Below are 17,034 nucleotides of genomic sequence, written 5' to 3'. Positions count from 1 at the left end.
AGTCCATAGTTTAATATTGTAGAATATAGTTAACTTAACAGTAGTAGTCTATGAACTATCGACCATAGACAATAAACAAAAAAAGGCCATGGACTATTGACTATGGTCTATGGACTTAAAAAAACATGCAGGTATCACTCGAAGTTTGTGCTAATTCGGTAACATCGGCCCTGGCGGCCCAGGAGGGCGGCGCTGTGCGTGTTGAACTTTGCGAAAATTTGAAGGATGGCGGCACCACCCCATCGCACGGCACCATATTAATGGCCCGCAGCCTGCTCCATATCAAGCTGTATGTGCTCATCCGTCCTCGCGGCGGCGATTTTTTGTACAATGATATGGAGTACAAGCTCATGATGGCCGATATCAGGTATTGTATTGATGCCGGTTGCGACGGTGTGGTAATAGGTATTCTTAAAGAAGATGGCTCTATCGATATAGAACGCTGTACCGAAATGGTACGCCTTGCCCGGCAATGGGGCCTGGGTGTAACTTTTCACCGGGCTTTCGATATGTGTGCCGATCAGCATAAAGCCCTTGAAGAAATCATTGAAATGGGCTGCGAGCGCGTACTTACCTCAGGAGGCAAAAGCACCGCTATTGAGGGTGCCAGCAATTTAAACCGCCTCGTTGAACAAGCCGCCGGCCGCATCAGCATTATGCCCGGGAGCGGCGTAAGTGAAGCGAATGTTGCCGATCTCATACATTACACCGGGGTAAAAGAAGTTCATTCATCAGCAAGGATCAAGGTTGCCAGTAAAATGAAGTTTCACAATGAAAGCATCATGATGAGCGCCGAAGCCGGCGATGAATATAGTATTGATGTTACCGGCGTTGACCGGGTTAAGGAACTCATCAGGCTGGCTAACAGTTAAATTTATGAATAGAAAAATACTTTTTCTGTTTTTATTCCAAGTTACCGTTTTAAAAAGTTATGCCCAGCTTCAGACTTATTATCACAAAATAGAATCAGTATCTAATAATGAAAAGAGCGCTACCAGGCTTTTCCAAAGAATTGACAGCATTAAACAAACCCGGCAGCCCCATGATAGCAAAGTAACTACTTACTTTAACAGAGATGTGGATTTTGGTTATAAGCATCAACGGATAAACGTTATTTTTAATGGATCGAATCGTTACTATGTTAATTTACTAACAATGGGCGACAGCATTCTAATTAGTTCTGTGTGCTATGATAACTCATTCTTTGGAGATCCGCTTTACGATAAACTAAATAAAAGAGAAAATCATCCAAAAATAGATACTACGAAAGTGTTGCAATACTTAAAAAGACGCAACGACTTTTACAAATCATCCAAAAACATTGAAGATTTAGTAAAAGAGTTAAATCTATATAAAATGTATGCCTTTTATTGCGGTGACGCAAGTCCTAAAACGAAGATGGGGGAATATATTGACGAGCTTGTAAAAAACAGGGATATCAAAAAACTTAAAAATCTGTTGTTCAGCTTTTGCTGCGAGGAACAAGCCTACGGCGTTGCCGGAATAAAAACTCTTCAAAAAAAGAATGTCAAAATTCCTGTTGAGATCATTCGAATAGCCTCCTATGTTAACGATAGAAAATCAGAGTTGATCACCTGTTCGGGTTGTATAGTGGGCATCATAAGTACTGATTATTAGATCAACCATCCAACTAAAAGAAAGTTACCGGCAAAACCAGCTCTATCCTATTGCGCCCTGTCCCGCCAAAAAAATCTTCATCCAGCAGCCTGCTATATCTGATACCGAATGTGATACTGTTTTGATTAAAGAATTTGGTATCAAAATACAGGGTACCACCTGCCGACCTGAAGTTTTGCTTAAAACCGCTGCCATCGGTAAAAAAGTTTGATGCGCTGGCATGGGTATAATCAAAAAACAATGCTGCACGCAGGCGTAACAGGTAAAACAGGTTGCCGAAACCTGCATCAGGATAAGCTATTGGCATATGATATGTTAAGCCAATCTTATTCATATCATCCAGGTTTTCGGCGGTATAACCTTTGGAGAAAGGGAAATCATTAGAGAAACTGATCACGTTGTCCTTCCCTTTTTGCTGGTGCGCCAGGCTGATGACAAAGTTGTGGTTCACAAACAAACCAGGGAAATAAAAACTTCCCGTAGCCAATAGCTGCGTTGCGCCCGATCCTGAAACTGCCGATTTATAATTGACGCCTATGCTTTGCGCAAACCGGGGATAAATATTTTTCTGTGCCTGTTGCGTTTGATTGCTAAAGCTGAAATAATTATTCAAATAGCTATATGACCGGTCAGCAAAACTGCCTTTGTAGGCTTGTTGAAAGTTGATACTGTTAAAATACAGGTCGCTGCCAAAGGTAAGACTGGTTAAGCGCTTGCCCTCACTAAAATTCAGGGGAACCCGCAAACCACCATGCACAGCAGTCTCGTTCCAGTAAACGTATTGGCCCTTATAAAAGCTCCGCCTGTCGAGTGTGTAATCGGCCCCGGCCGAAATATAGGGGAACAAAGCCCCGTAAATGGCATCGAAACCAAACTGCTTGTAGCCTTCGTTGGTATTATAATCAAAAGACAACTCGGACTGAAAAGTATTCAGCACATTCTCGCCCGTGATAGCGAATGAATAATTAGGGTCGCTGATATTGGGGATGATACTGTGAAAATTGAACAAACCATGCGCTTTGGGATAGCTGGTAACCGGCAATGGCTTATCAACTATCCCTGTTACTAAATTGGCAGCCGAATCTTTTTTCAGTGCTGTGATACCCAGATCGGGCAGGTAGCGTGCATAATCTCCCCGGCGGCTATCCATTTCAAATCTTTTTTATTGGCCTGGTTAATCCGGTAACCATCGGCAGTAAAACCTACCCAGGCCAGTTTATTATCACTTACTGCCGGCTGATAGTAGCCTAAACCTGTAAAATTACCGGTTGGCAACATTTCATAAACACTTTTATCGTTAAGCATCATCACAAACAGGCGGTCGTTTTTACCATCGGTTTGCGTGAAATACAACGTGTCTTTTTTAGGGCGATAAAACCTATCGGGCGAAAACTCGGGGGTGTTAAATACGCTGTTTTACCGGTAGCGATCTCAATAAGCGCTATCCCCATTTTACCATCCTTATTGCGCGCTGCCGACAGCAGTTTGCCATCGCCGTAAAACTTAGGGTAAGTATAAAATAGCCCCTTCGGGTTTGGAATTTCCTGTTGTAGTTTACCCGCAGTATCCAAAATATGCAGCTGACTCAATCCTGATGGATCAACCCGTACAGCAACAATGCTTTGGCCATCGGCACTAAAAGCAGGCGAAAAGTATTTTGCTTTTGATGTGATCCGGTGTTCCAGCCCCGTTTTTGTATCAAGCAGCATCAGTTCACTATAATTACGGTAGCTCCAGCGTAAATCCGGCCGATAGGATGTATAAATTATTTTACCGTTGTGATAATCAAAATAACTATCCAATGAATAGGAACGGGTGCTGATTTTCAATTCTTTATCACCGGTTTTAATGACAAAGGCAGGCAAATGATCGTAAGTATTTTTGGCATAGATGAGCGTACTATCGTTCACAAAAGCCGGGTATTGCCGGTTGGCGTCAAAATGTTTCTTTCGTTCGGCAATGGGCTGATTGTTATCTTCGGCAAATTGCTGTTTGAAATAAGCAAACCCATTATTTGAAAAGGTTTTGAAACTTTCGCCGGTGTATTTTTTAACAGCCCATTGAAAAGGATAAAAGCCACCTCGATAAGCCGCAGCGTCATGTGTTACGTTTTTCCAGAGTTCGCTTCCATATTTTTCGCGGCCGTAGGCTACCATCATGTAGCCAAGGGGGTAATGGTCGGGCACATAGTCGCGGTACGAGCCATTGCGAAGCTTCATATAGCTGTAGTTTTTATCCGCAGCCCACAGCGCACGGTAACCGGTAAAAAAATAAGGCAACCGGCCCCTGCCCTGTTCGCTCACCAGGGTTTCGTTAAAAACAGCGTCGCCCTCAAAAACCAGTTGGGTACAGCCAGGTCGTTACCCAGCGCCTGCCCGCCCTCGCCAAAAACTATGCGGAGTAAATGCGACAGGCCTACATTAAAATTATTGTACTGCTGCACATGCCTGTACTCGTGAATAGCCAGTTGCTGCGGCCATGGCAGGCTGCCTATATCAAAGCTATTTTGTTCGGGAGTTAAAAAAACTCGCTCCTGAAGGGGGCCAATCCCACATAACCGTTGGCTACGGTAGTTTGATTTTGCAATACAATACTGATTTGTTTTTGCTTAAAGCCGATTGTTGGCCGGATCAGGCCGTTCATTTGCTGCACGATATTGGCAACCCTTAACCCCGCCGAATCCAAGCCGGTCGGGAATATCACCCGGGCTGGCGGTGTGTTTACCTGTTTCCATTTTATAGATGGCGGATTACCGCCAAACACCTGCGCTTTTGACAATGTAGCAGAAAGTAACAGCGCCGGAAGTATTAATTTTTGAAGCGTTTTGTAACCGGTAAACAGATGATTCATTGAGGGTGAAAGTAAGTACAAATTGTAATTTAAACAACAAGCCACTTACTGAACGCTTATGAATTTGACCTGGTATAAAACAAAAAACACCCATCAAACTGACGGGTGTAAGGACAAGGTTAAAGTTAAGGTTTAGGTTTTCAATATTATATCAATTATTATTGAAGGCAATATTAGCAACCAGTGATAGGTAATGGCAGTTCTTGTTTTGCATGATTTAATCAACGCTTAAATCTCGCCATTTAAAAACGGTCCCGCAACCCGTGAAAACACGGTATTTTATTCCGTTTAATAACGGTTGATAACCAGTACTGGATTACCCAAAAGCCCGATATGAATATACCGGGCTTACTATTTCATATTTTGATGACCTTACCGCCTTTTTGCCCGGAAGGTTTAGGCGAATCAGGTTTGGGAATATGTTTTATAATGTAGATCAGCGTATGGGCTATTGCGCTTATCGCTTTCACACCAAAATGTACAAAAGGCTTCATCACTTGCCAGGCATTGCTATGCTGATGCTGTACCTGGGGACCTTGTTTGCCTATCCTTTTTATATTATTAGTTGCCATAATTTTAAGTTTAAATGCTTAGTATAATAAGCATAAAAACCCTGCCACAAATCAAGCCGGATAAATCAAATCCTTATTTTATAACGTTACACCACCTTTTTCTTCAGCTCAATAACTGTAACCTCCGGCCAAATACCTAACCTTCCAGAAAATGCCAGGAAACCAAAACCACGGTTTACGTACAGATATCGGTTATTTTCATTAGCGAGGCCGGCCCAGTCAACATAACGGTATTTTACCGGGCTCCACCTAAAGCCGGGAATCTCTACACCAAACTGCGCGCCGTGAGTATGGCCCGACAAGGTAAGATGAATGGTTGTTGGGTTATAACGAACCTGTTCTTCCCAATGGGTAGGGTCATGCGAAAGCAGTATTTTAAAGGCATCCTGGGGTACGTCCTGAAGCGCCTTATTCAAATCGCCTATCTGGATGAAACCTTTGCCCCAGTTTTGGATCCCGATGAGGGAGATCGATTGCCCGCCTTTTTCAATGGTTACATTTTCATCCAGCAGCAAACGGTAGCCTAAGGCTTTGTGATGTTGTTTAAGTTTATCGAGATTGGCTGCCTTTTCCTGCATGTTATCCCAATGGATATAATCACCGTAATCGTGGTTACCTAAAATGGAAAACTGTCCGTAAGGCGCTTTGATCTGCCCAAACCTGTCAATATAAGGCTCAATTTCCGATGCTGCATTATTCACCAGGTCGCCGGTAAAAACAAACAGGTCGCTTTTTTGCGCTTTAGCCAGGTCGATACCGCGTTGCATAGCCTCGGTATTATCAAAACTTCCCGAATGGATGTCAGAAAGCTGGGTGATGGTAAAGCCATCGAAAGCATCGGGCAAATCATCAAAATAAAGGGTGGTTTTGTGCAGCTTATAATCATATTTACCTTTAAGCATGGCATAAAAAAACGAAGTAAAAGGCACGGCAGCCACCAGTACCGCTATTTCACTGATGAACTTACGCCGGCCCGGAAAAGCCGGCTGCCCGGCAACCCTGCCCGAATCACTGATCAAGTTGAATACACCTACGAAAAACCGCCCAAGATCGCCGAGGGATAGCACGATTATGAAAACCAATTTGGTAATAAAAAACGTCAGGAACAGGCTTAGCATCCACTCATGAAACGGGCGCATGCCGCTTGCTGTACTAAAAGCGCCAAAGCCAATTAAAAACAACGCAGTTACACCAACAGATGTGATCAAATACCCCCATAAAACAACATTGCGCCACAGGTTTGATTGCCAGTCGGCAGTTAAGGTTTTAAGGCCGGAATGGATGTACCAATCAAACAACAAACTAATCAACGCAATAATTGCGAATACCTTCAAAAAACCACTACTGTGCATATAAATATGTATAAGACTGCAATTTAAAAAAGTAAAGGTAATTAGAGGGTAAAATTGCTGATGCAGGCCAGGTTTAAAGATTTTGAGAAAGACGGGAAATTACTTCATGCAAAAATAAAGACCAATAATCAATAGTATTTGGATACAAATTGCTGCAGAAATGCGTTTAAAACCATTCATTTTGGACGGGATAAATATATATACTGCCCAGGATAACAAAAATACAGCCAGTGCCAAACCTCCAACTATTAAAAGATTTGGGCCTTCAGGGTCATTAAAAAGAAAGAATAGCAACCTGGACCAAATGATAGCTGTTACCGCCAACATTATTAATGAAACCTGTTTTGACCTGAAATATAAATTTGCTGTGGTATTACCCATGACCTTAAGATGAGTATTACACAAATATAACAATGCAAGCAGAGATTCTCAATTTGTTTATTTGTCAATGTATCTTCTAAGTTTCAAACCGGGACGTTACTGTAAAATTATGATCGCAATTGGTAAATACTAAATTCGTGTCATCCAATTTATCTACTTTTAAACCCTTATCTCACACTTCAAATGAATCTAAAATATCTGCTGCTATCAGCTCCACTTTTATTAGCATTACAGGCATTCGCTCAGAATAAAACTACGGATACTGTTTTCTTTGAAGATTTTAATAAACCAACCCTCAACAGGAGCAGGTGGAATGTTGAAGTTACGGGCAACACTGTTAATGACGAGCAGCAGGCCTATGTTGATTCGGCGGCTACCATTTATATGATAGATGGTAAAGCCGAAGGTGCAGAAAACGGCGCGCTTGTTTTAAAGGCTTTATATAAACCCGGCTTTACCAGTAAAGAGCAGCGTAAATATGATTTCATTTCAGGCCGCATTAATACCCGAGCTAAAATGGAGTTTACATATGGTACTGCCTCATGCAGAATGAAAATGGCGGCAGGCGCAGGCCTATGGCCAGCCTTTTGGCTGCTTGGAAACGGTAAATGGCCCAATTGCGGCGAAATTGACGTAATGGAAACCGTAGGCGACTCAAGCTGGGTAAGCCATGCTTTACATGGCCCCGGCTATTTTGGCGATACGCCGCTTGCAAAACGTGTATTTTTCCCCGCAGGCATTGATGTTACCCAGTGGCATGTATATTCGGTAGACTGGTTGCCTGAGAGCCTTGTTTTTAAGGTTGATGGCAAAATTACCTATACAGTAACAAAAGCAATGGTTGAAAAATATGGCCGCTGGGCTTTTGATAACAAAAAATTCATCATCCTTAATTTTGCATTAGGTGGTGGCTATCCTGGTGGTGTTAACAAGGTTACCAAACCCTATCATGGCTTATCAGAAAATACAGTTAACAAAATAAAAGCCGGTGATGCCAAAACCATTGTCGACTGGGTGCTGATAACTAAAACTGTGAATTAATATTGTTGATACATTTGTAAAATAAAGGTTATTTAAATTTTACTTTCATAAAACATTGGGTAAATTTTATTGCCATATTTTTGAATTATTAAAAATAACATCATCTACCCATGGCAATATTAACCGTACAAATACCCGACTCAGAGATCTTTACTTTATCAAGTATAGTTGAACAGATATCAGGCAGCATCATCAAAGTTACTGCCGAAGAAGACATCAATCAGGGCGATTGCATTTTGCATAAAGACGACCTTATGATTAAAAACAAACTGGAAGGTAGCCTTCATTCACGGCACCTCTGGAACGATTGATTTTACCATAAACAATCCCGGTTTTTAAACGCCATAAACAAAACAGGCCGTGCTTCATCAGCACGGCCTGTTTTGCTGTATTTACTTGTTTTAATTATGTATAACTACGCGTTCGTGTACACGAACCCTTTCGTCGTGTCGTCGCCTGTGTCGTTCCCGGTATTCGGTCGAACAGCTTGTAAAGCCCATTGCTGCTAATATTAATAATGAAATTGAGCGTGAAACAGTAGTTTTCATAGCAAATGATTTATTAGTTTTCGATAGATAAACTATGGCCAAACAGTTATCATGCCATAAGAGTGCGGCAACAAAGCGGTAAAAGGAATGTTACAGTAGGATAATCATCAGTCGAAAACTATTTCAAGCGACAACTCAGGAACTCCGTCGCTCCATAACCTGATTAATCCAAACAAACAGAAAACCGATGGCCAGAAAGGCTATAAGCATTAATAATCATATTGCTCCATAGCTGTTTGCAGCGTTAAATTAATATAAAACGGTACTGCAAAACACAAACAACTATTATTATCTCCTTAAATAAATAATAATCTGCAAAGGGCAGTAACATAAACCCAGTTTCATACGTATTATATTTTCATGGAGGATTTTATTCTCAATTAGTATTTTTTTAACTTTTTGGGATAAAATACGACTACTTTAACAAGTTGATTGACCTGATAACCAATCGCAATTAAAAACTTAATTAAACGCCGGATGAAGTATGAGGGGCTATGTTAATATACCAGGATCGGTTGATTGTAACTGCTGCAAGGTTTGCGGTGCAAGACCAATAATTGTGCTGATTAAAGATATTGGATATGTAGTAAAATGCCCTGTTGATGACAGTCATTACAGGACCGATGCGGGCCTTATTGATATTAATGACTGGAATTTACACAATATCAATTGTATTAATCACGAGGACGAAAAATTGATATTCAGTTTTCATTGAATGCTTGTGTAATTTATTTGTGCATTACTTTAACCATAATGCTAAACCTATATCTTTAGGCATTTAAATTACAAATCCTAACAATGAGATCTTTATCAATAATCTTTAAAACAGCCAAACTAACCACGTTGCTGCTGGCAATAACTGTGCTTTTGCCTGTGGTTTGCAAAGCCCAAAACGGTACCGATATCTCACCGGTAATTGATCATATTGCCATTACTACCGGTAACCTTAAAAAAAGCACCGAATTTTATACCAAAGTATTACACCTTAAAAAAGTTGACAACCCCTTTGCCGATACCGTACACCAATGGTATAGCCTTGGCAATAATGTGAAACTACATGTTATACAGGCTGAACGCAACGAAAAACAGGTTAAAGGCGTACACCTTTGCTTCACCGTTTCGTCGGTAAAAGAGTTTGCAAAAACACTCGATCAAATGAATATCCCTTACTCAAACTGGAAAGGTGACAGTAAAGAACCTACCTACCGGGCAGATGGCGTATTGCAACTTTATTTCCAGGATCCGGATGGCTACTGGATTGAAATAAACAGCCCGGCTAAAAAATAAGCCGGGCTGCCAAACAATCACTTAACTAAATTTTTGAATTTCTTTTTAACCAATAGCCTTTGCACAGCCAAAAGCCCTAAAGCACTATTATTGGGAAGAACACCCATATTACCGCCGCAGCAGCGTTAGGGATTTGAACCACCGGGCCATAAATGTATCCTGTAACAGGGATGCTTAACAAGATATGGTCCCATCGGATCTCACCTTACGTTCAAGCGCGGCCGTCATTGTAAACAGGTATTAGTAATCCAGCTCCTGGCAATAGATGCCGGCGTTTTGCAACAACGATTCGATATAACGAGGCGAAAGATCCTTAGCTTCCACCCGTAAAATATTATCGCAGTCTTCCAGGTCAAAGTTCCATTGGGCTATGGCGGGTATTTTGGTTAATAAATTTTGTACCCGGCTCACCTGCCGTCTCTGCCGTACACTTGTTGCAAATACCAGTACATCCATTGTTATGTTATTTGAGGTAGATAAATATAAATTTATTTAGAACTGAAAGCGGAATGCATAAAGCTTAAAGCTGATATTCCTGATCGCTTACTCAGCCTTCTTTTCTTCGTTTGTGGTAGTCTTAAAATCGTCCCAGTCACGGCTAAACCTGCCATGCCCGTGGCCTTTCCATCCGCACATGCGGTCTTCCCACTGAGCGCGGAATTTATCTCTGTCTTCAGGGCTCATATTTTTAAAACGTTCAGCCATGCGTCCGCGCATCCAGGGCGCACCTCCTCCGCCTTTAGGGCCGCCTTTCCCAAAACCAAACAAAATCTTGCATAAAATAAATATGCCAACGGCCTGCCAGTAAGTAATGGTTGTTACATGTAAAATATCCGGCAATAAATTATTCCACAGCTGCATTACCACAAAGCTGATGACGGCCAGGCAAGCGATCACCCCAAGCGGAATGAAGAAAAATCGCCTTTTATAAAAAAATGGTTTCATGTTATATAATGTCTTAATTTTTAATATTCAGTAATTTCGGTGTAAAGCTGGGCAAGCCGTTTGCGCAAGTGTAGTACGGCGTAACGTTTCCTTGATACCAGCGTGTTGGTATTTAGCCCGGTACGTTTGGCAATTTCCTCAAAGGGGATATCTTCAAGCTCATGCCAAACAAATACCTGTTTTTGTTCTTCGGGCAATTCATCCAGCGCAAAAAATAACTGCTCCCAAAAAAGGTTGCGCAAATACTCGGTTTCGGGAGTGGTAGCTTCGGTAAGGAGTATGGCTTTAAAGTCCGGTGCCTCATCGTCATAATCCTCATCATCGGCCAGCATATCATCAAGCAGGGTTTCCGTCTTTTTTATGCTTATCAGTTATTTTGTTCCGGGCCACCCGGTATAGCCAGGCGCTGGTTTGTTCAATCGGTTCAGAATTAATAACAGCGCTAAACTGGTACCAAACATCCTGGAGTATATCCTCGGCGTCGGCATCGTTTTTTACCCTCCGGCGAATAAATCCCAACAGGCTTTTACCATACGACGCAATTGTTTGTATGATGTGGCTGTTTTTGTCCTGGGGCATTATCGCTGTTGTCAATTTCTTTATCCTTTTTAAAGATAAAGACGATTGTGATTTAAAAACATTTTAATTTTTTTCAAAAAAATCTATTGCATATCAAAAAGTCATTTCAGACAGCTAAAACAGTATTTATTTGATTGCAGAAGCGACTTAAGCAACTGATGTTTAAACATCATAAAGACAGTTTTGTTGAATTAAATTCATTTTAATTAAAAATATTTGAACTTTATTCAATTTATACCGAATATTACTGTATGATTAACGAACCGGAAATTATTTTAGATAAAACCGACCTGCATATTTTGCGATTGATGCAGGAAAACGCCCGGATCTCTAATGCCGACCTGGCCCGTGAGCTTGGCATGGCGCCATCCGGCATTCTTGAGCGCGTAAAAAAACTGGAACAAAAAAATGTGATCCAACAATATACAATGCGCATCAATCCGGCGGCCCTGCAGCAAAAAATGCTTGCTTTTATATTTATGAAAGCGGCCGATGGGCCAGGAAGCGATGCTACATCAGGCGAGCTGGCCAAGATACCCGAAGTACAGGAAGTGCACCACATAGCCGGCGACGATTGCTATTTAATAAAAGTGCGTACTTATGACTCCGCCTCGCTAATGAATTTAATGCGCACTCACTTCAGTAAAATACCCAATATTTTGAGCACCCGCACCACCATAGTGCTCGAAACCAAAAAAGAACAACAACAATTGGTTATACCCGAAAAATAATATACCATGGCACCTACTACTGCAAAATCCACTTCGCCCTTATTAGTTATTATAGCTTTCGCCACTGTTTATATAGTATGGGGCTCTACCTACTTTTTTATAAAAATTGCAGTAGCTGGTTTTCCGCCGCTGCTGTTGGGCGCGCTGCGCTTCTTCACAGCGGGTTTGCTGTTAATGGCGTGGTGTGCAATTAAGGGTGAAAAGATTTTTGTAAAACAAAACATATTACATGCAGCAGTAAGCGGTTTCCTGCTGTTGGTAATAGGTAACGGTGCAGTAATATGGGCCGAACAAACTTTACCAAGCGCGATGGTGGCCATTATGGTAACATCGCCGCCAATTTGGTTCGTGCTGCTTGATAAACCCAACTGGAGCACCAACTTTAAAAGCAAAAGCACCATTGTCGGCCTCATCATTGGCTTTATAGGTGTGATACTTTTATTTCGGGATCAGATCGCGGACGTATTGGGATCATCGGCAGGTCCATCAAAATTACCAGGAATGATATTGCTTTTACTTGGTACACTGGGCTGGGCCTCCGGTTCATTATATTCAAAACATTATAACACTAAAGGATCGGTATCGGTAAATACGGCCTGGCAAATGCTTGGAGCCGGCATATTTTTTATTCCCGCAAGTTTTTTAAACAACGAGGTACAAACCGTACAATGGCATGCCATACCGGTACAAAGCTGGTATGCCCTAGCTTATCTCATTATATTTGGATCGATAGCGGCATTTAGCGCTTATGTATGGCTTTTACAGGTGAGACCGGCTACCCAGGTTGGTACCTATGCCTATGTTAACCCGGTGATAGCCGTATTATTGGGGGTAATTTTTGCAGGCGAACATGTAACGCTGATCCAGGTTATTGGACTGGTTGTAATATTGAGCAGTGTGTTGCTGATCAATTTATCGAAGTATAGGAAGGCAAAACATAGAGAACTGGCAGTAGCAAAGTGAACACAAGCGCTGAAACGAAAAAATAAAAACTATGTCATTGCGCAGCGCGGCAATCTCGTAGTCAATACATAGCCGGCTTGCGTAGCTACGAGATTGCTTCTGTCGTTCCTCCTCGCAATGGCATTTTTATTAAAAAGTCCCAAAGAGACAAAAGTATAAATCAACTCTCCCATTTTCCAAATTCAAAATACTTACTGATACTGATGCCAACTTTACTGCCAACCGGGTACTTACGCCTGTCGTAATTAATTACCCGCAGTGTTAAACCATCTTTTTCAACAATAAGTTCTTCAAAAAAGCCTTTAAACAATACCATTTTCACCAGCCATTTGCTGCCCAGGCTGCTAATTTTAATATGCTCGGCGTAAACCACCACCACGCTGCGTTTACTTTTTATGCTGCAAACTTTTGCCTGGGCCGATGTTAGCCGGGTACAGCTGGCCAGTATTTGTGCCGTGTACAATAATTTAGGCGCATGATATAACTGCTCAGGACTGCCGTTCTCCACAATCTCCCCTTCTTTAAGTACAATAAGTTCATCGGCCATGGAAAGGATCTCGGCAGGATCATGCGATACCAATACTACGGTAACTCCCCATTCCTTTACAATATACCTGATATCGTGCTGTAAACCTTCCCGATAGGTTGCATCTACCTGGTTAAAGGGTTCATCAAGCAGTAAAACTTCCGGGCGGCTAATCAATGCTTTGGCAATGGTTACACGCTGCTTTTCGCCACCGCTTAATTTACCAAAGGGCATTTCTCTAATGGTGTAGATATTTAAAAGGTTCAAGGCTTCAGTAACATGATGGATAGCCTGACTTTGATCTTCGGCAGGCAAACCTTCACATATAGTGTCCCATACCGATATTCGCGGATCAAGATCGTTATCGTGCTGCGCTACCATCCGCATAACCTTATGGGCATGCTGAATACCTTTTTGCCTGCTTAATACCTGCTCCTCCTTAAAAAACACCTCACCATGGTCGGGCTCCAGGGTACCATATAACAGGTTGAGCAAAGTGGTTTTCCCGCTGCCGCTTTCACCTACTATCGCTGTTATTTTTGCTTTTGGAATAAAAATGGTAACGTTATTAACCCCCGAAGACTTATCCCCAAAAAAGTTTTTAGTAACCGATATGGTTTCCAGTATCAGATTATCTTGCATCTACGGTAATTAATTTTCAGGATGTTATAGGAAAACCATTCACCCCGGATCCAGGCTTCTAATCTAAAGAAAAGTTGAAAGCAAAAAAACTTAATATGCCAATCTGAACGACAAGCGCAAAACAAATAGTAACTAAACGCTATTTATTATCAATAACCAAATTATATAACCATGAACAAAGCCATAGGGATTGTACTCATTATTGTAGGTGCGGCCATGCTCATCTGGACAGGTTTTACTTACACCAAAAAAGAAAAGATCATTGATGCCGGCCCTATACAGGTATCGGCCGACAGGGAAAAAACTGTTAACTGGCCGCCCTACCTTGGCGGATTATTAGTTATAGGCGGTATTGTTGTAGTTGCTACTTCAAAAAAATAGAGGCTTATTTATTATCTGCCACTTTAAGTACGCTAATATCCTTACCGGCAAGCAGTTGCAAATGGGCCAACCACAAGCTTAAGAAAAAACAGGTCATATTTATATATATGCAAAAAAGAAGGCCACATCATTTGTTTTATGATGCGGCCACGGGGATGCTGCCCCTCAGCAATTTAATATCATTAAGCCGAAACCAGATCGGGATTATGGTTAACCTGGCTAATGGTAAGCGCCTGCTGAATGTTGAGCCCGGCACCCTGCTGGTCCGACATCCATTTTTGGATCAGTGCATTTAACGTGTTCAGCTGGCTGGCATAAGCATCCGGGTTAACGCCTTTCAGTTTTGCTAAATAAGCCACCGCGTCGGCTATTTTTTGCGCATCTGTTTTGCCATCTTCCTGTACAGCCCAGTTTAAATCGGTAACCACTTTGGGCAGCCATAATTTAATGCCGTTCACAATTACTGCTGATGCCGGCACCAGGGTTTCCAGCGTCATTTCCAAAAACTGGCCGGCCTGGCTTGCTTCAAGGTTTTTGATTCCGTTAGCAACTTTGTCGGCTACGGTAATGATTTCATGTACAGCGTCTGAAGCGTTGTGGAACAGGGATTTTACATTATCCCACATTTTTGATAAAAAAGACATAGGTTGTAGTTTTAAGTTTATATAATTTGATTGTTGGTTCACAAACGTTTAAAGCCATATACAGGCGACCCGAACACTATAAATACCATTAATTTAAGCTATTTGCTGATTCAGAAAACTACAAATAGCCTTCGGGTTAAATGACTTTATTTAGAGAAGATAAAATTGACGATAAAAACAGCCGGGTAACATAGTGTTTATACGCTTTCGGGATGCGGTTTTTACGTTATTTAATGACATCTGGGGTGTTGCCAATGTTTTATTGTGTTAATGGCACGGCTTAGTTCAGGTTTTACCCCCTCTTATTTATATTTTTCAAACTAAAACCTTATATTCAAATATAAAACCCTCATTATGAAATATATAAAACTCAATTTTATTTTCGGCGCGCTGTTGTTTGCCAGCACCGGTAGCTACGCCCAGCAGGAAGTTATTGATACTGCAGCTTTCAGTCGCATCCGCAAGGCAGAGCTTAGCAGCTCACAAATTCCGCAGATAGCGCATTATTTAACCGATGTATCCGGTCCGCGGTTAACCAATTCGCCGGGTTATGCCCGGGCAGCAAGCTGGGCAGTTGCCACCATGAAAAAATGGGGAATGACCAATGCCGCTACCGAGCCCTGGGGCACTTTTGGCAAACAATGGGAAGTGCAGGATTTCAGTATGATGATGCGCGCACCCTATAATGCCCAGATCAGGGCTTATCCTAATCCATGGAGCCCGGGCAGCACAGGCTTGCTGCAAGGTGAAGTTATGATAATTACATCGGCACAGGCTATAGATACTGTTTATCTTAATAGCCACGCTACCGGGTTTAAAGGCAAATTTGTACTGGTTACCGGTGAGGCGGCTGATTATAAAAAGGACTTTGAGCCATCGGCCGAAAGACTGGCCGACACCGCGTTAGCCAACCTGAAGGATACTTATATGGTGTCCCGCTCCATGATCGACATGTATACTACTAAATATCTGAAGATCTTTAAAACAGCAGACCGCATATTGAAAAACGCTGGTGCGCTGGCATTCATTAGCGCGGGCCGCAGTAATGTTAACGGAACCGTTTTTGTGCAAGGGCGCTACGGCTATAAATTAACTGATCCGGAAACCGTACCGCAGGTTACCATGGCTTCGGAGGACGGGCAGAAGATCAAACGGCTGATCCAATCGGGCCAGAAAGTTGAACTGGCCATGAGTTTTACGGACAAAACATCTACCGAAGATACAAACGGCTACAACGTAGTGGGCGAAATCCCCGGCACCGACCCCAAACTAAAATCGCAGCTGGTGATGCTGGGCGGTCATCTTGATTCGTGGCAGGCAGCTACCGGTGCAACCGACAATGCCGCAGGCTGCATTGTAATGCTGGAGGCCGTTCGCCTGCTCGATTCGCTTGGGCTTAAACCTAAACGCACCATCCGCATTGCACTGTGGAGCGGGGAAGAGCAGGGTTTGCTGGGTTCATTCGGGTACGTTAAAAGCCATTTCAGGGATGGCGTTAAATTTACTGTAAAGCCCGAGCAGGCTAAAGTATCAGCCTATTTTAACCTGGATAATGGTACCGGAAAAATCAGGGGGATCTTTGCGCAAAACAACGAAAAAATGAAACCGATATTTGAACAGTGGCTAAAACCCTTTAATGACCTTGGTGCCACAACGGTAACTATGGCCAATACCGGGTCAACCGATCACCTGGCGTTTGATTGGGCTGGCATACCGGGTTTCCAGTTTGTGCAGGACCCTATTGATTATGAAACCCGCACGCACCACAGCAATATGGACGACTACGACCACCTGATGATAGATGATCTGAAACAGGCCGCCATCATCGTAGCCTCATTTGTGTACCAGGCCAGTATCCGACCTGAAATGCTGCCAAGGAAACCGCTTGTAAACGAAACCTTTGTTTTTGATGGATTTTAGCAGAATAGCACGTCCGTGATTAAATAAGCATACT

Annotated in this window: 25 protein-coding genes; 11 read left to right on the top strand and 14 right to left on the bottom strand. The window is 42.3% G+C overall.

Annotation, left to right across the window (positions count from 1 at the left end; genetic code table 11):
• The first annotated feature begins 125 nt into the window (after window positions 1-125).
• Together ACRQ5D_RS19355 and ACRQ5D_RS19350 are read left to right on the top strand one after the other, a co-directional pair.
• Window positions 126-872 carry a copper homeostasis protein CutC gene (locus ACRQ5D_RS19355; RefSeq protein WP_091171332.1) on the top strand — a complete coding sequence of 249 codons (747 nt, stop codon included), beginning with the start codon at window positions 126-128 and terminating at the stop codon, window positions 870-872.
• Between the two features lie 4 nt (window positions 873-876).
• On the top strand, window positions 877-1,638 hold the full coding sequence (locus ACRQ5D_RS19350; protein ID WP_091171330.1) for a hypothetical protein: 762 nt from the start codon (window positions 877-879) through the stop codon (window positions 1,636-1,638).
• Window positions 1,639-1,651: 13 nt separating this feature from the next.
• Here ACRQ5D_RS19350 and ACRQ5D_RS19345 read toward each other — a convergent pair whose 3' ends face one another.
• From ACRQ5D_RS19345 to ACRQ5D_RS19315, 7 genes are all read right to left on the bottom strand, one after another.
• Window positions 1,652-2,788 carry a hypothetical protein gene (locus ACRQ5D_RS19345; protein ID WP_431200219.1) on the bottom strand — a complete coding sequence of 379 codons (1,137 nt, stop codon included), beginning with the start codon at window positions 2,786-2,788 and terminating at the stop codon, window positions 1,652-1,654.
• Window positions 2,728-2,991: a hypothetical protein gene (locus ACRQ5D_RS19340; protein ID WP_432326289.1), complete on the bottom strand. Its 264-nt coding sequence runs from the start codon at window positions 2,989-2,991 to the stop codon at window positions 2,728-2,730. The genes ACRQ5D_RS19345 and ACRQ5D_RS19340 overlap by 61 nt, the downstream gene beginning before the upstream one ends.
• On the bottom strand, window positions 2,946-3,941 hold the full coding sequence (locus ACRQ5D_RS19335) for a TolB family protein (protein ID WP_432326287.1): 996 nt from the start codon (window positions 3,939-3,941) through the stop codon (window positions 2,946-2,948). The genes ACRQ5D_RS19340 and ACRQ5D_RS19335 overlap by 46 nt, the downstream gene beginning before the upstream one ends.
• Window positions 3,938-4,081, bottom strand: a complete 144-nt coding sequence (locus ACRQ5D_RS19330) for a hypothetical protein (RefSeq protein WP_432326285.1) — start codon at window positions 4,079-4,081, stop codon at window positions 3,938-3,940. Before ACRQ5D_RS19330 ends, ACRQ5D_RS19335 begins: the two co-directional genes overlap by 4 nt.
• 74 nt (window positions 4,082-4,155) lie before the next feature.
• Window positions 4,156-4,488 (bottom strand): hypothetical protein, encoded by a 333-nt coding sequence (locus tag ACRQ5D_RS19325; RefSeq protein ID WP_431200217.1) that lies wholly within the window; start codon window positions 4,486-4,488, stop codon window positions 4,156-4,158.
• A gap of 356 nt (window positions 4,489-4,844) precedes the next feature.
• Window positions 4,845-5,060: a hypothetical protein gene (locus ACRQ5D_RS19320; RefSeq protein ID WP_091171323.1), complete on the bottom strand. Its 216-nt coding sequence runs from the start codon at window positions 5,058-5,060 to the stop codon at window positions 4,845-4,847.
• A gap of 86 nt (window positions 5,061-5,146) precedes the next feature.
• Window positions 5,147-6,412 carry a metallophosphoesterase gene (locus tag ACRQ5D_RS19315; RefSeq protein ID WP_091171319.1) on the bottom strand — a complete coding sequence of 422 codons (1,266 nt, stop codon included), beginning with the start codon at window positions 6,410-6,412 and terminating at the stop codon, window positions 5,147-5,149.
• A 160-nt stretch (window positions 6,413-6,572) separates the two neighbouring features.
• On the opposite strand from ACRQ5D_RS19315, the gene ACRQ5D_RS19310 reads away from it, so the two are divergent.
• The 3 genes from ACRQ5D_RS19310 (at window position 6,573) to ACRQ5D_RS19300 (ending at window position 8,145) form a co-directional block, all read left to right on the top strand.
• Window positions 6,573-6,806, top strand: coding sequence for a hypothetical protein (locus tag ACRQ5D_RS19310; RefSeq protein ID WP_091171316.1), 234 nt, complete (start codon window positions 6,573-6,575; stop codon window positions 6,804-6,806).
• 170 nt (window positions 6,807-6,976) lie between these two features.
• Entirely contained in the window at window positions 6,977-7,834 is an 858-nt protein-coding gene (locus ACRQ5D_RS19305; RefSeq protein ID WP_091171312.1) for a glycoside hydrolase family 16 protein, read from the top strand.
• A 110-nt stretch (window positions 7,835-7,944) separates the two neighbouring features.
• Window positions 7,945-8,145 (top strand): hypothetical protein, encoded by a 201-nt coding sequence (locus ACRQ5D_RS19300; protein ID WP_091171309.1) that lies wholly within the window; start codon window positions 7,945-7,947, stop codon window positions 8,143-8,145.
• 90 nt (window positions 8,146-8,235) lie between these two features.
• Here the strand turns inward: ACRQ5D_RS19300 and ACRQ5D_RS19295 are convergent, their stop codons facing one another.
• Window positions 8,236-8,382, bottom strand: coding sequence for a hypothetical protein (locus ACRQ5D_RS19295; protein WP_432326282.1), 147 nt, complete (start codon window positions 8,380-8,382; stop codon window positions 8,236-8,238).
• Window positions 8,383-8,866: 484 nt separating this feature from the next.
• Here ACRQ5D_RS19295 and ACRQ5D_RS19290 point away from each other — a divergent pair, with 484 nt between their 5' ends.
• Both ACRQ5D_RS19290 and ACRQ5D_RS19285 read left to right on the top strand, forming a co-directional pair.
• The gene (locus ACRQ5D_RS19290; RefSeq protein WP_091171306.1) at window positions 8,867-9,097 is read left to right on the top strand and encodes a hypothetical protein; all 231 of its coding nucleotides are present in this window, start codon (window positions 8,867-8,869) and stop codon (window positions 9,095-9,097) included.
• Window positions 9,098-9,180: 83 nt separating this feature from the next.
• Window positions 9,181-9,669, top strand: coding sequence for a VOC family protein (locus ACRQ5D_RS19285; RefSeq protein WP_091171304.1), 489 nt, complete (start codon window positions 9,181-9,183; stop codon window positions 9,667-9,669).
• Window positions 9,670-9,909: 240 nt separating this feature from the next.
• Here ACRQ5D_RS19285 and ACRQ5D_RS19280 read toward each other — a convergent pair whose 3' ends face one another.
• The 4 genes from ACRQ5D_RS19280 to ACRQ5D_RS19265 form a co-directional block, all read right to left on the bottom strand.
• Complete coding sequence (locus tag ACRQ5D_RS19280) at window positions 9,910-10,125, bottom strand: hypothetical protein (protein ID WP_091171302.1); 216 nt, start codon at window positions 10,123-10,125, stop codon at window positions 9,910-9,912.
• A gap of 87 nt (window positions 10,126-10,212) precedes the next feature.
• A complete protein-coding gene (locus tag ACRQ5D_RS19275) occupies window positions 10,213-10,614 on the bottom strand; it encodes a hypothetical protein (RefSeq protein WP_176844516.1) in 402 nt (133 codons plus the stop codon).
• Between the two features lie 20 nt (window positions 10,615-10,634).
• Window positions 10,635-10,946, bottom strand: coding sequence for an RNA polymerase sigma factor (locus tag ACRQ5D_RS19270; RefSeq protein WP_431200214.1), 312 nt, complete (start codon window positions 10,944-10,946; stop codon window positions 10,635-10,637).
• Window positions 10,947-10,950: 4 nt separating this feature from the next.
• A complete protein-coding gene (locus ACRQ5D_RS19265) occupies window positions 10,951-11,208 on the bottom strand; it encodes an RNA polymerase sigma factor (RefSeq protein ID WP_431200213.1) in 258 nt (85 codons plus the stop codon).
• A gap of 236 nt (window positions 11,209-11,444) precedes the next feature.
• Between ACRQ5D_RS19265 and ACRQ5D_RS19260 the strand changes: the two genes are divergently transcribed.
• Both ACRQ5D_RS19260 and ACRQ5D_RS19255 read left to right on the top strand, forming a co-directional pair.
• Window positions 11,445-11,924, top strand: coding sequence for an Lrp/AsnC family transcriptional regulator (locus ACRQ5D_RS19260; RefSeq protein WP_091171299.1), 480 nt, complete (start codon window positions 11,445-11,447; stop codon window positions 11,922-11,924).
• Window positions 11,925-11,930: 6 nt separating this feature from the next.
• Window positions 11,931-12,887, top strand: coding sequence for an EamA family transporter (locus ACRQ5D_RS19255; protein ID WP_091171296.1), 957 nt, complete (start codon window positions 11,931-11,933; stop codon window positions 12,885-12,887).
• A gap of 160 nt (window positions 12,888-13,047) precedes the next feature.
• Here the strand turns inward: ACRQ5D_RS19255 and ACRQ5D_RS19250 are convergent, their stop codons facing one another.
• Complete coding sequence (locus ACRQ5D_RS19250; protein ID WP_091171294.1) at window positions 13,048-14,055, bottom strand: ABC transporter ATP-binding protein; 1,008 nt, start codon at window positions 14,053-14,055, stop codon at window positions 13,048-13,050.
• A gap of 171 nt (window positions 14,056-14,226) precedes the next feature.
• Here ACRQ5D_RS19250 and ACRQ5D_RS19245 point away from each other — a divergent pair, with 171 nt between their 5' ends.
• A complete protein-coding gene (locus ACRQ5D_RS19245; protein WP_090524308.1) occupies window positions 14,227-14,436 on the top strand; it encodes a hypothetical protein in 210 nt (69 codons plus the stop codon).
• Between the two features lie 182 nt (window positions 14,437-14,618).
• On the opposite strand, the gene ACRQ5D_RS19240 is transcribed toward ACRQ5D_RS19245, so the two are convergent.
• Window positions 14,619-15,080, bottom strand: coding sequence for a hypothetical protein (locus ACRQ5D_RS19240; protein ID WP_143020823.1), 462 nt, complete (start codon window positions 15,078-15,080; stop codon window positions 14,619-14,621).
• 354 nt (window positions 15,081-15,434) lie between these two features.
• On the opposite strand from ACRQ5D_RS19240, the gene ACRQ5D_RS19235 reads away from it, so the two are divergent.
• Window positions 15,435-17,000: a M20/M25/M40 family metallo-hydrolase gene (locus ACRQ5D_RS19235; protein ID WP_091171288.1), complete on the top strand. Its 1,566-nt coding sequence runs from the start codon at window positions 15,435-15,437 to the stop codon at window positions 16,998-17,000.
• The last annotated feature ends 34 nt before the right edge of the window (window positions 17,001-17,034 follow it).

Source organism: Mucilaginibacter sp. P25 (assembly GCF_050859465.1).
Classification (GTDB): domain Bacteria; phylum Bacteroidota; class Bacteroidia; order Sphingobacteriales; family Sphingobacteriaceae; genus Mucilaginibacter; species Mucilaginibacter gossypii.
Note: the sequence above shows the minus strand (reverse complement) of the source record. Positions and strands in the feature narration are given on the sequence as shown.